Source organism: Niveibacterium sp. COAC-50 (genome assembly GCF_013184235.1).
GTDB classification, from domain to species: Bacteria; Pseudomonadota; Gammaproteobacteria; order Burkholderiales; family Rhodocyclaceae; genus Niveibacterium; species Niveibacterium microcysteis.
The window spans coordinates 1-11,460 of sequence record NZ_JABCJM010000013.1; the positions used below are offsets into that span (position 1 = coordinate 1).

At 55.4% G+C, this 11,460-nt stretch carries 16 protein-coding genes; all 16 read right to left on the minus strand.

Annotated features, from left to right (window positions below):
• Positions 1-443: 443 nt before the first annotated feature.
• Positions 444-845 (minus strand): hypothetical protein, encoded by a 402-nt coding sequence (locus HH302_RS22085; RefSeq protein ID WP_172205348.1) that lies wholly within the window; start codon positions 843-845, stop codon positions 444-446.
• Positions 846-949: 104 nt separating this feature from the next.
• Positions 950-1,414 carry a hypothetical protein gene (locus HH302_RS22090; RefSeq protein ID WP_172205351.1) on the minus strand — a complete coding sequence of 155 codons (465 nt, stop codon included), beginning with the start codon at positions 1,412-1,414 and terminating at the stop codon, positions 950-952.
• A gap of 103 nt (positions 1,415-1,517) precedes the next feature.
• The gene (locus HH302_RS22095) at positions 1,518-1,907 is read right to left on the minus strand and encodes a hypothetical protein (RefSeq protein WP_172205354.1); all 390 of its coding nucleotides are present in this window, start codon (positions 1,905-1,907) and stop codon (positions 1,518-1,520) included.
• Positions 1,908-2,483: 576 nt separating this feature from the next.
• Positions 2,484-2,864, minus strand: a complete 381-nt coding sequence (locus tag HH302_RS22100; protein ID WP_172205357.1) for a hypothetical protein — start codon at positions 2,862-2,864, stop codon at positions 2,484-2,486.
• Positions 2,865-2,975: 111 nt separating this feature from the next.
• Positions 2,976-3,377, minus strand: a complete 402-nt coding sequence (locus HH302_RS22105) for a hypothetical protein (protein ID WP_172205360.1) — start codon at positions 3,375-3,377, stop codon at positions 2,976-2,978.
• Between the two features lie 100 nt (positions 3,378-3,477).
• On the minus strand, positions 3,478-4,086 hold the full coding sequence (locus HH302_RS22820) for a tetratricopeptide repeat protein (RefSeq protein WP_172205363.1): 609 nt from the start codon (positions 4,084-4,086) through the stop codon (positions 3,478-3,480).
• Between the two features lie 111 nt (positions 4,087-4,197).
• Entirely contained in the window at positions 4,198-4,503 is a 306-nt protein-coding gene (locus HH302_RS22115) for a hypothetical protein (RefSeq protein ID WP_172205366.1), read from the minus strand.
• Positions 4,504-4,603: 100 nt separating this feature from the next.
• Positions 4,604-5,380, minus strand: a complete 777-nt coding sequence (locus HH302_RS22120) for a hypothetical protein (protein ID WP_172205369.1) — start codon at positions 5,378-5,380, stop codon at positions 4,604-4,606.
• 92 nt (positions 5,381-5,472) lie between these two features.
• Positions 5,473-5,988: a DUF4279 domain-containing protein gene (locus HH302_RS22125; RefSeq protein WP_172205372.1), complete on the minus strand. Its 516-nt coding sequence runs from the start codon at positions 5,986-5,988 to the stop codon at positions 5,473-5,475.
• Positions 5,989-6,094: 106 nt separating this feature from the next.
• Positions 6,095-6,589, minus strand: coding sequence for a polymorphic toxin-type HINT domain-containing protein (locus HH302_RS22130; RefSeq protein ID WP_172205375.1), 495 nt, complete (start codon positions 6,587-6,589; stop codon positions 6,095-6,097).
• Positions 6,590-7,175: 586 nt separating this feature from the next.
• Positions 7,176-7,547 carry a hypothetical protein gene (locus HH302_RS22135; RefSeq protein ID WP_172205378.1) on the minus strand — a complete coding sequence of 124 codons (372 nt, stop codon included), beginning with the start codon at positions 7,545-7,547 and terminating at the stop codon, positions 7,176-7,178.
• 104 nt (positions 7,548-7,651) lie between these two features.
• The gene (locus HH302_RS22140; RefSeq protein WP_172205381.1) at positions 7,652-7,897 is read right to left on the minus strand and encodes a hypothetical protein; all 246 of its coding nucleotides are present in this window, start codon (positions 7,895-7,897) and stop codon (positions 7,652-7,654) included.
• 120 nt (positions 7,898-8,017) lie between these two features.
• A complete protein-coding gene (locus HH302_RS22145; protein ID WP_172205384.1) occupies positions 8,018-8,365 on the minus strand; it encodes a DUF2489 domain-containing protein in 348 nt (115 codons plus the stop codon).
• Between the two features lie 97 nt (positions 8,366-8,462).
• On the minus strand, positions 8,463-8,807 hold the full coding sequence (locus HH302_RS22150; protein ID WP_172205386.1) for a hypothetical protein: 345 nt from the start codon (positions 8,805-8,807) through the stop codon (positions 8,463-8,465).
• A gap of 116 nt (positions 8,808-8,923) precedes the next feature.
• Positions 8,924-9,418, minus strand: coding sequence for a hypothetical protein (locus HH302_RS22155; RefSeq protein WP_172205388.1), 495 nt, complete (start codon positions 9,416-9,418; stop codon positions 8,924-8,926).
• Between the two features lie 990 nt (positions 9,419-10,408).
• Positions 10,409-10,807, minus strand: coding sequence for a DUF4304 domain-containing protein (locus HH302_RS22160; RefSeq protein ID WP_172205390.1), 399 nt, complete (start codon positions 10,805-10,807; stop codon positions 10,409-10,411).
• Positions 10,808-11,460: the final 653 nt, after the last annotated feature.

The following is an 11,460-nucleotide window of genomic DNA, read 5'->3' on the forward strand; positions in this document are numbered from 1 at the left end:
CTGCCTTGCACGCGGCGACGCGTTTGAACTCAAGTCCGAGTAACCCGTTTCCCGCCGATCGAGACGGCACGCGTTGATGAGCCAGGGTTGGACCCGCGCGAGGCATGTCCTGTTTAACTCGTGGCGGCAGCAAGCGCTTTCCGCGACTAACGAATGAGGCCCCCGCGCGCGTCTTTCATCAGGGTCCGCAGCCACGAGCGCTGCATCGATGACCGTTTGTAGTGTCGCAGTCCGTACCCCTCGCTCAATCGAGCGACGCAGCCCAACGACCGGAAGAACAAAGCGGTTTGGCAGGAAGCAAAACGGCCACGTGTTGCGTGGCCGTTGGATCAGTTCGCCTTGACTACTGGGGAAGCCCTTGTAGTTGAAAGTAACCGGCACCGGAGCGCCAGCGGAGGGAACCCAAACTGCGCAGCAGTTTGGGTGTCCGGTTGACTGACCTGTTAGGCAACTTGTTGCGATGCGCCGAGCAGCCCAACTTTGTAGCCCGCCTTCTTTAGGGTGCGAGTGGCACGCGAACTTAGAACGAGCATTGTGATGAGGTTAACAAGGGGAATGACCATAAGGATCAGACAAAGCACCGTGATCCATGTCGCACCGCTTAACGCAGATGCCAGCCGATAGGTGCCCCAAAGAGAAACCAACAACCCAACAACTTGGAGTGCTTGTCCGAGTACTCCTACCGCCGCCGCCAATGCTGCAGCTCCAAGAGTAACCAGTATTGAGATGACGATAAGTCGTTGCCCTGAGGCAATTCTGTTCAAACGGGCGCGTTCGTTAGAGCTTTCAACAGGTTGCTCGCTTAAAGAGCTTGTTGGAGGAGCATAGGGATTCTGGTCTGACATGGGAAACATCCTGTTGAGTGGCCTAACGTTGGACGTAACGGGCGCCGTAGCGCAGCGGAGGGAACCAAAGTGCGTCGCACTTTGGCGTCCCGTTGACGGACTGGTTAGGCATCATGCGAAGCGGGTAAGAGTTCCTCAATTGCACGCCTTTCGCGCTCCTTTAGTCGCCACTTTGTAGCCTCGGACACACAGGCCAGACCGGCAAGCGCGCCGGCGACGAACGGAGCCCACGAGTGAGTTGTTTGAAAGGGCAGCGTGGTCGCCACCGCGATGACGCCCCAGACTGCAAAGAAGACGATGCCCTTGAGATGCCATGAAGGATTCGGCGCCATCAGTTCATTGGTACCTGGGTCGCGCCACCCGACCAATGTGTTCCAGTTGCCGGGTTCGCGCAGGACAGCGTGAACTGTCATTCCCGGTTCAAGGCGCGGAAAGCCGGGAGCGGTAACTTGCGGGGTGTAGCCGATGCCGTCGGAGAAGCCGAAGACCGTTCGCTGCGGAAGCGCGCGGTTGGCTCTGATGCGCCGCACCTGGTGTATTTCCTCAAATCGAACGGTGACGACGTTCATGTTGCCTAACGTTGAAAGTAACCGGCACCGGAGCGCCAGCGGAGGGGACCCAAACTGCGCAGCAGTTTGGGTGTCCGGTTGACTGACCTGTTAGCCCTGAGCCTCACTGCTCCTGGGTTACAGAGGTTGAAACCGTGATTCCTGAGTTTTGTGCAGGCTTCAACTTCGCTTCAAGGGCATTAAGCGCACCTTCCGAAAAGACGCCTGTCTTTGTACCGCTCACCGACTGAGCCTCCGCCGGCTGTGAATTGCTTTGGCTGACTTCCGTCGTTACCGCAAAGCCCTCGCTCTGAAGCAGACCCGAGAACGCGCCGAGGTCGGCACCCGTACGGTCGGTCTTGATCGTGACCTTTAGAGTGGCAGGCTTTGCAAAGTCAATGCCTTTTGCATGCGCCGCTTGAGCAAACGAACCTCCGCTGTCTTGGCTCGGAGAGCAGCCAACGATCGACGCGGCAAAGAAAACAGGAGCAATAGCGGTAAATAGAGTACGCACAGTAGATGGTTTGGGTAGTAGAGGGCTAACGTTGGAAGTAACGGGCACCGAGGCGCAGCCGAGGGAACCCAAACGCGCAGCGTTTGGGTGTCCCGTTGACGGACTTGTTAGCCAGCCGCGGCATTGCGAAGCTGACCGTCAACGAAGAGCTTGGCGCCACTCGGCGTGACGAGGTAGCGGACTGTGCTGCTTTCGGACGCTTCACCGAATGAGACGCCGTCAACGGTGACTTTCCCGCCCTTAACCTCGACGCGATGATTGGCTACCGATATCGAGCCTTCGCCGACGATGGAACCCTCGGCGGTTTTCCCTGCGCTAGACGAAGAAGACGAGGAACTCGCGACTGCGTTAGCACCCGTGCTTTGGGCGCACCCGGAGAGGCAGAGAAAAGCCGAAATGGCTGAAATTAGGATGAGCTTTTGCACACTGACCACTTTCATTCATTCAAAGCTGGCTAACGTTGGACGTAACGGGCGCCGGAGCGCAGCGGAGGGAACCAAACTGCGCAGCAGTTTGGCGTCCCGTTGACGGAAGTGTTAGGCCTGGATGCCAAGTACAACATGGTGAACGCAGCCACTAGCTTCCCAGCCTACGCAAGAACGCGAAGAACGGTCCTTGAAGCATTGACGTGAAGCCAGGTGTTTTGACCACTCCGGCCTTCAGTTCTCTTGGCCAACCGAAATTAAAGCAAGCATCTCGCACCGGAACATCCGGAGAAACGCCTCGATCACTCAGCAGACTCACCAGCTCCTGATGAGCCCTAATCAAGGCAGTGCGAGCGCCCCAGTTCTTGTTCTCAAATCCGGGCGCAGGCCTGGCAAACGTTGCCTCGCTTCCAATGACATTAGCCATGTCATGCTGCATGAGCTCTCGGGAGTACTCCCAATCGATGTCGAACACGACCTCGTAGGCGCCGAGGAATCGGGCAATAGCTGACTCTAGTTCCGAATCGCTCATGGGAGTGTTTGGCATGAAAGAAAGGCCTAACGTGGAAGTAAGCGGACGCCGGAGCGCGTAGCGCGGAGGGAACCCAAAGCGCAGCATTGGGCGGTCCGCTTGACTGTAGTGTTAGAGCGGCTTCGCACGGGATACACGTACACAGTCTCCACAGAACGTGCCGTCGTCGTACTGCGAGGTCAGAAAGAGGCTTTCCTCGCCGGCGGTGAGAGAGAGCACTTGATGGTCGTTTTTGATGTAGTTCATTGTGACATCGCGCTCAATGAATGGGCGCCAGTGCGGGTGTTGGGTCATATCCACTGCCGTGAGCACTCCCGCATTGAAAAACGAACAGCCTTTCTGCTCGATGCTGTATTGCAGCGGCGTGTTTCCCCACGACACGAAAACTGTCTTGTCGTTACTGAACGTCAATGCAACCTCGCCATCCAGTTGATGCCAGGAGGTTCTGTCAGTAGGCCATGGGCCAGCTAGTTCATGTTCAAACACGTGATATGTAACGCGCAGAAGGATCATGAGCGCTAACGTTGGACGTAACGGGCGCCGGAGCGCAGCGAAGGGAACCAAAGTGCGCAGCAGTTTGGCGTCCCGTTGACGGACTTGTTAGCCCGCGGAGTCATGAACACTCTGGGTTGTCCTTCAGGTGTTTGCACGACTCTATATAGCTATCCTTGGCTGCAGGGACGTTCTTGACATTAGGATTCTTCTTGACAGCAGCCTTATAGCTGGCGACCGACTTGGCGTAGTCCCCTGCTCCAAAATAGGCATGAGCAAGGGCCATATTAATGTTCCAGGCGTCGTCCATTCGCTGCGCCGCCTCAAAATTCCGGATAGCTCGTTGATAGTCCCCGACCGCATCGTAAAAGAGACCCGCTCCATTCAAAACAGACCAAGAGTTTGGCTTCTTTGATAGAAGGCGTTGGATTTCAGACTCTGCGTTCGCCTTTAGCCCAGAATTTAGGAGGATGCCTGTCTTGGTCAGGCTTATAACCTCATGGAGCTCCGAGCACTTTGATTCAACAGCCACCAAGTTCTCGTACCGCTTTTGATAAGTTTCCCTGTGATTTTCGCTATAGATCAGGGCGAGATACGTAATGCGGGAGACGCCGATAGTCTGTAGCGCGTCTGCACAACTTTCAGACGGCTGAATATTGATATCGTCGGCTGCCGTTGCCCTCAAAGCAAGAAAAGCAACTGCAATACAAACTAGTCGTTTTGCTAACACCAAGGCTCCTGTTGAGCGGGCTAACGTGGAAGTAACCGGCACCGGAGCGCCAGCGAAGGGGACCAAACTGCGTAGCAGTTTGGTGTCCGGTTGACTGCAGGGTTAGGCATTTCAGTCGCCGGAACAGCGGACGCAGATACTGTTACGAGCCGCTGCGCTGAAGAATTGCGCCAAGCGCAAGACGAGACCCGCCTGTGCTTTGCCACTGTTTGCTCCGAAGCGATCGTGAAGGGCAAGTAGTTCGTGCACCAACAACCCGGCATGCTCGGGCGTGAGACTGAACTCCGAGTAGAACCTAGAGTACAGCGCTTCCAGTTGCGGAAAAGCGCCTGGTGCTTCCGCGACGTAGGCAAAGATGTACTCGTCTTGGTCGTAAATGGCTTCGTGCCGGTCGCCCGCGTACATATCAAATGCCACAGCGTTTCCTTGAAATGCCTAACGTTGGACGTAACGGGCGCCGTAGCGCAGCGACGGGAACCAAACTGCGCAGCAGTTTGGCGTCCCGTTGACGGACTGGTTAGCCAGCATTTTGCTCTGCCAGCGCCTGACGCTTTGCAAGGAACGAGATTGCACCTACGGGGAGCGCAAAACTTAGAACAACTGGAGCGAACGGACCGCTGCTCAAGAAGCCCGCGCCGAGCAAAAGAAAGCTTATGAGCTGAATGCTCGTTTCGCCAGTTGACCAGTTAATTGAGAACTGAATCATGCCAACAGCGATAAACACATACCACAACCACTTTCGCTTGAGTGCGGGCGTTTTGTAGCACAACCTCAGAACGTAGACGATGAATATTGGGATGACAGCGGCCAGCAGCAAGAACAAATAGTGCAGAAAACCCTTCTCCGACAGGGTGAATCGATTGACCTCCTTCAATGGCGTCTGCTCTGGCTGAAGGTGAAACCCTGTAACAACAACTTGAGTACCATTACGGACCAATTGTACGTTGGTCAGAAGCCAGGAACTTGAGTACTCATACTCAAGTGTAAGGTTGTAGTTGGTGACTTCGCCGCTTGAGAAGGTGTTCGCACCTACTATGTTTATGCTTCTCGGTGTCTCTGTTGGAACTATCTTCGCCAAGCGTTCCAGCGTGCTTTGGAGCTCAGGGGTTCTTAGCGTCGTATCAAGCTGCGCTTCGATTGAGGCGAAATCTCTGGCTGCTAGTTGTGTCACAAGTTGCTTGGCTTTACTGACTTCCTGTTGCGGTGCGAACTTTTCAATCATTGCTTGCTGATCGCAGCCTGCAAGCAGTAACAGGGCGCAAGCAAAAACAGTTTGAAATACGCGCATGGTCATTTAGTGATGGCTAACGTTGAAAGTAACCGGCACCGAAGCGCAGCGGAGGGAACCAAGCTGCGCAGCAGTTTGGTGTCCGGTTGACTGCACAGTTAGGTGGATGTTTGCTCATAGCCATCGAAATAGGCATCAATGCTTAGTGACAAGCCCCGTTCGACAAACTTCGACAAATTGTCGACACTAATGTTGAACTCTCTATTCCAATTGCTAGCGTGTCCGACCAGCGCAACCCTGCCCACGTATGCTGAGGAGATGCTCCTCCATGCTTCGACGTCTTGTGACGCGGTTGCAAAGATGTTTGCAATGGATTCATTTACTGGAAGGTTCGAAGAATCAACTCTTAGACACCATTTTCCAATGTCGTCAACTCGCATGAGACCTGACCTGCCATTGCCGTGCGGGCGCTTTTCGCCAGCATTCCAAGCTTTCGTTGGATTTAACCCGACGGTCTTGGTGATAAGGTCTCTATCGAGATTTGGCGACTGAAACTCAACATAGATCGAACACGCGTCGAACTGCCCTCCAATTTCACAAATGTGTGTCAGTTCCTCCATTCGGGGAGCCGGCGGCTGAGGTACTTCGTTACCGTCCGCGTCGAAAATCTGCATTGACAAGACCTAACGTGAAGGTAACCGGCAACCGGAGCGCGAAGCGCAGAGGGCACCCAAATGCCGTGCGTAGCGCGGCATTTGGGTTGTCCGGTTGACCGTAGGGTTAGGCATCGTCCTTCGCCGCGTTGGTGACATTGCCATAAACCCATACGCCGAGTTCGCCAACGTAATAGCTGTAGTGCTCGTCAACCTCAAGGGCATAGACGGTTACCCGTTCTTGAGTGTCCCGTCTCTTCTTAACCAGAAGATTTGAAAAGTCGTTGCTTTCAAGTGTATTGCCAAAGACGATCCTATCGCTCGTCTTCCACCCAAACCCTTGGATATAGATCGGATGGTTTGGGGTGACCTTTATCGTCTCTTTGATATTGTTAGCCAAATCCCAAGCAATAACCTCACAGACTACCAATTCTTCCGCGCGCGATATCGCTGTGACCCTGCGATAGGTGTACTCGTGCTCCTCGCGCAGGCGCGGCGGCGGAATTTTGTCGTCCGGGAAGCTAAGCACTAAGTCTCCGACGGAGACGTCTTCAATTGGTTTAAGTCCAATTTTCGTGTGCACCAAGGTTCCAGCAGCAAAGCCAGTTTCTACGAGATTCATTGGTATTGACTTTCGGTGCATTCCCAGACCTATGCCTTGACGGCTGCGGGATGCCTAACGTAGAAGTAACCGGCACCGGAGCGCCAGCGAAGGGAACCCAAATGCGCAGCATTTGGGTGTCCGGTTGACTGCCTTGTTAGCCGCGCAACCGCTGCCCGATTGAGCAACCGAGCGGCTGACCGAAGGCACAAGGCGCGGAGCAAATTGAACCGCACCGCCAACAGCGCCGGCAAGGGAAAAAGCCCTCACTCTTGCACCGGCCCAAAAGTGCGTTGGCACGCCAACCGCAAGCCCGAAGAGCCCCAAACCGGAAGAGTTCAAACCACCGCCAGCGGCTGAAGGCGCCGCACTCGAAGCCCTCAGCTGTTGAGCACGAAGATGCCCCGCAGTGTGATGACCCTTGGAGCTGGAGAAGTGCTGCGGCGCCCCGGAACAGGCGCCGCGCCGAAGTAGCATTTCAAGAATTGACCACACGAAAAGAAAGCAATTCAAGGCGAGTGGCTAACGTTGAAAGTAACCGGCACCGGAGCGCCAGCGTAGGGAACCCAAACTGCGCAGCAGTTTGGGTGTCCGGTTGACTGATATGTTAGGCATTGGCATTGAGTTCACGAAGAACTTCGATCGCTAACGCACCGGCTCCGGCGCCAATGCCACGGTTGTGGATGTTCAGATTTTGGCTCTCGGTCACGTCACGCCAAACCTCAATGAGCTCCACTGACGAGTGATTTTCATCAGTTTCAATTTCAAACCGGATGAATCGCTCGGAATTTGTAAGCATGACGCCAAATAGCCTAGGCATGCCGGGAAAGTCGATTTCCAACTTTAGAAATATTGCCGTCGCACAGTTAACGCCACGAGCGGCAGCAGCTTCGATGAGCGCTGGAGGCAAAGGCGTGCTGCGCCAATACTTGGCGTGAATGCGGAGTGCTTCTTGGGTTGCCGCATTTTGCTGCTGCACGCTTTGCTGTCTCATGAGATGGCTAACGTTGGACGTAACGGGCGCCGGAGCGCAGCGGAGGGAACCAAAATGCGCAGCATTTTGGCGTCCCGTTGACGGACTGGTTAGCCGGCTTCATCGTTGCTGTGGCCGGCTGCTGCCGTAATGCGCGCGATTTCTTCTGGCGTTGCCCAAGATATTGCACGAACAAGGATTGCGGCAAACGAAAACCAAACGATCGCAACAGCACCGGGCGGAAAGCGGCCGAACCAAAGGCCAGCAAGGACCGCTACCGAAATACTGATGCTAAGGAAGGCAATGAGTTTTCGATCGGCGGCTAATTGATGCAGTCTTTGGTTGATTTCGGTCATGACGTTATACGAGATTGGAATTGTTTGACGGCTAACGTTGGACGTAACGGGCGCCGGAGCGCAGCGGAGGGAACCAAAATGCGTAGCATTTTGGCGTCCCGTTGACGGACTTGTTGGGCGTCATGCGCTTCCAAACCTTCCTACGATGTTTTGGCAAGCCTCGGTTGCAAAGGGTTTGGCCCAGGCTTCAATCCGCTCGAACTCAGGCTGGAACTTCTTCAGTGCCTCCGGTGACCAACGGTTCTGAATATGGTGCGGGGGAAGATGGTCCGACTCTGATGCGATGGCAACGAACGCCATTAGGTCTGAGTCCCCTTCGGGAACGCCAACGCTTTGGCGGAGGCGAGTGATTTGAATTGCCGCCTCAAAGAACGAGAGTTCTTCCGCGAGCACTGCACGGCATAAGGAGACGAGTTGTCGCCGTGCATGCTCTTGCGATTCGTTGAGTGGTGCGCGATCGGGTTTCATGATGCCCAACGTTTGACATAACCGGCGCCGGAGCGCGCAGCGCGTAGGGAACCAAAAAGCATAGCTTTTTGGCGTCCGGTTGATGGAATGGTTAGGTTCATTCCCTTGCCTCATGGCAGATGCCTATTGCCGGCTTAAGGCGAACCCATAGCTGATCGTGATTGCCAAGCTCAATTTCGAGCAGTTCTCGGTTTCCTTCGTTGTGGTAACGAACGTCGGCAACACCCATGGCATTTAGCTCGTAGAGGATATGCGTACCACTTTTTAGAATAATTCGAACATCTCTATATGAAGGTGCAACGGCACATGAGAGCGATAACTCACCAAGAGAAAACTCATATAGAGCGTCGTTGTACGTCCATGGAACGTCAGCATCGCGCAACTTCGGTTCGCACTCGAAGAAGGTGAGCAAATCCAGTTCGTCGGCTGAGATCGCACCCATGCAATGAACCTAACGTTGGACGTAACGGGCGCCGGAGCGCAGCGGAGGGAACCAAAATGCGCAGCATTTTGGCGTCCCGTTGACGGACTTGTTAGCGGACACGGTGGGCGAAAACATTAGCTTGCTTTTTGCCCCGCGAATAAAATGATTTCAGCCAATTTGGACCGAATTCTCCGAACTTCGACCGCGAAACCAAAGCCGTACATTCCGAGGAGCGTCACCAGAATTGCAAACGGGGGAAGTGCGCGAAATTCGCCAGAAAGTACGGCGGGTAACGACGGCCCAAGTGTACAGATGATGAGTACGGTTAGGGCGGTTACCAATGGATTTACGTAAAGCAGCACGTCAATGCGCGTACCGCTGGGGGTTGCCTTCAACCACCCACGAATGTAAGGCCGAAACGAGTTGCGTGGGTTTTGGATGTTGAGCTTCAGCGAGAAGCTTTCATCCTTGACAGCGCCAAAGAAGGCCTCTTTTGGCCTCTCCGTTACGAGAAAATTCCACTTAAGCTCCTCGGAGATCGTGGGCAGCGCATGCGTTGCCGCTTTGAGGCCGCAGAGAGCTAATGCCTTAGGTGTTGGGTATTCAGCGCAAAACGCGTAGATGGGCATTGTGAACGCTAACGTGGAAGTAACCGGCACCGGAGCGCCAGCGGAGGGAACCCAAATGCGCAGTATTTGGGTGTCCGGTTGACTGCCTTGTTAGCCGCGCAACCGCTGCCCCATTGAGCCACCGAATGGCGGGCCGAAGGCACAAGGCGGCGAGCAAATTGAACCGCACCGCCAGCTGCGGCAGCAAGGGCGACAACCGCAAAGTTTGAGCCAGCCCAACCGCGCCCCGACACGTTGCCCGCAAGCCCGAAGCACCCCAAACCGGAAGAACTCAAACCACCGCCAGCGGCTGACGGCGCCGCACTCGAAGCCCGCAGCTTTTGAGCGCGAAGATGCCCCGCTGTGTGATGACCCTTGGAGCTGGAGAGGTGCTGCGGCGCCCCGGAACAGGCGCCGCGCCGAAGCAGCGTTTCAAGAATTGACCACACGAAAAGAAAGCAATTCAAGGCGAGTGGCTAACGTGGAAGTAACCGGCACCGGAGCGCCAGCGGAGGGGACCCAAATGCGCAGCATTTGGGTGTCCGGTTGACTGCCTTGTTAGCCGCGCAACCGCTGCCCGATTGAGCCACCGAACGGCGGGACGAAGGCACAAGGCGCCGAGCCAATTGAACCGCACCGCCAACAGCGCCGGCAAGGGAAAAAGCCCTCACTCTTGCACCAGCCCAAAAGTGCGTTGGCATGCGAACCGCAAGCCCTGAGCGCCACAAGCCTGGAGCGCCCAGACCTCCACCAACCGATGAAGGTGCCGCACTCGAAGCCCGCTGCTGTTGAGCAAGAATATGCCCAGCAGTGTGATGACCCTTGGCGCTTGAGAAGCGCTGCGGCGCCCCGGAACAAGCGCCGCGCCGAAGCAGCATTTCAAGAATTGGCCACACGAAAAGAAAGCAATTCAAGGCGAGTGGCTAACGTGGAAGTAAGCGGACGCCGGAGCGCGAAGCGCGGAGGGAACCTGCAAGCGCCAGCTTGCAGGCGGTCCGCTTGACTGCAGGGTTAGGCAGATTCTTCATCTAGCCAAGTATCGGGAACGGGAAGCGGCGAGTACCAACCCTGTAACGCACGGGTTCTCACATCGTGTAGGGCATCGGGTATGCGGCAACAAGCCTCCATCACATACCCAGAAATTTCAATTGCAAGTGACTCAAGGTTTGCCGCCGTAAGGTCGTACGCAGCTGGTGCAGAGGGAGCCAGTCGTTCGAGTCTGCCATCAGCATGAAACTTTGAGGTTTCTCGTAGCGGGACTCCATCAATCGCCACGGCAACATTGATGTAAAAGTGCCAAGGCTCATCACCAGAATTCCAGGAACTGCCTTGAACTGAAACCCGCTCAGTATAGCCTTCGGACTTTCTCGTGAAATTTCTACCTTGTTTTTTAAAACCCATCGCCTTCATGTGCTTTTCGTGAAGGTGAGAACAAAAGGCATCGCCGAGTTTTCGAGCGGACATAGCTATGGGGCAACTTGCCTAGCGTTGAAAGTAACGGGCACCGAGGCGCAGCCGAGGGAACCCAAACGCGCAGCGTTTGGGTGTCCCGTTGACTGACCTGTTAGCGCGTTGGTTGAGAGGGGCTTTCATGCGCAGGGGCCGTATTTGACTGCGATGAGGAAGTTGCGGCCATACTCAGCAAGCGACTGGGGTTCCGACGGGTAGAACGGAGCTGCGGCGGATTGAGCAAGCACGAACAGGCTAAGCGTTGAGAATACGTAAAGCGCTTTCCGCCACCAGCCAGCAACGCCGCACGTTGGCGCGACAACAACAATGGTTGTGAGCGACGAAAGTGCGAGCCAATACACGACGGCGTGCCATGCATAGCCGCCGCAACTGAATAGGCCAAAGAAAACCCCGCCGACCACGGACAGGCAAAGTGGCGCGACTGCAAGCCATCGAGCGATTGGGAGCGTGGTCTTCAAAGCAAGCGCTAACGTTGGACGTAACGGGCGCCGGAGCGCAGCGGAGGGCACCAAACTGCGCAGCAGTTTGGCGTCCCGTTGACGGACTTGTTAGCCCCACGGGACATCGCACTCCCCCTCCATGATCTCACCGTA

What these genes read in the sequence shown, in the direction of transcription:
- HH302_RS22085 (WP_172205348.1), bottom strand. Translation starts at nt 845, where the DNA reads ATGTCAGACCAGAATCCCTATGCTCCTCCAACAAGCTCTTTAAGCGAG.
- HH302_RS22090 (WP_172205351.1), bottom strand. Translation starts at nt 1,414, where the DNA reads ATGAACGTCGTCACCGTTCGATTTGAGGAAATACACCAGGTGCGGCGC.
- HH302_RS22100 (WP_172205357.1), bottom strand. Translation starts at nt 2,864, where the DNA reads ATGAGCGATTCGGAACTAGAGTCAGCTATTGCCCGATTCCTCGGCGCC.
- HH302_RS22105 (WP_172205360.1), bottom strand. Translation starts at nt 3,377, where the DNA reads ATGATCCTTCTGCGCGTTACATATCACGTGTTTGAACATGAACTAGCT.
- HH302_RS22120 (WP_172205369.1), bottom strand. Translation starts at nt 5,380, where the DNA reads ATGACCATGCGCGTATTTCAAACTGTTTTTGCTTGCGCCCTGTTACTG.
- HH302_RS22125 (WP_172205372.1), bottom strand. Translation starts at nt 5,988, where the DNA reads ATGCAGATTTTCGACGCGGACGGTAACGAAGTACCTCAGCCGCCGGCT.
- HH302_RS22130 (WP_172205375.1), bottom strand. Translation starts at nt 6,589, where the DNA reads ATGAATCTCGTAGAAACTGGCTTTGCTGCTGGAACCTTGGTGCACACG.
- HH302_RS22140 (WP_172205381.1), bottom strand. Translation starts at nt 7,897, where the DNA reads ATGACCGAAATCAACCAAAGACTGCATCAATTAGCCGCCGATCGAAAA.
- HH302_RS22145 (WP_172205384.1), bottom strand. Translation starts at nt 8,365, where the DNA reads ATGAAACCCGATCGCGCACCACTCAACGAATCGCAAGAGCATGCACGG.
- HH302_RS22150 (WP_172205386.1), bottom strand. Translation starts at nt 8,807, where the DNA reads ATGGGTGCGATCTCAGCCGACGAACTGGATTTGCTCACCTTCTTCGAG.
- HH302_RS22155 (WP_172205388.1), bottom strand. Translation starts at nt 9,418, where the DNA reads ATGCCCATCTACGCGTTTTGCGCTGAATACCCAACACCTAAGGCATTA.
- HH302_RS22160 (WP_172205390.1), bottom strand. Translation starts at nt 10,807, where the DNA reads ATGAAGGCGATGGGTTTTAAAAAACAAGGTAGAAATTTCACGAGAAAG.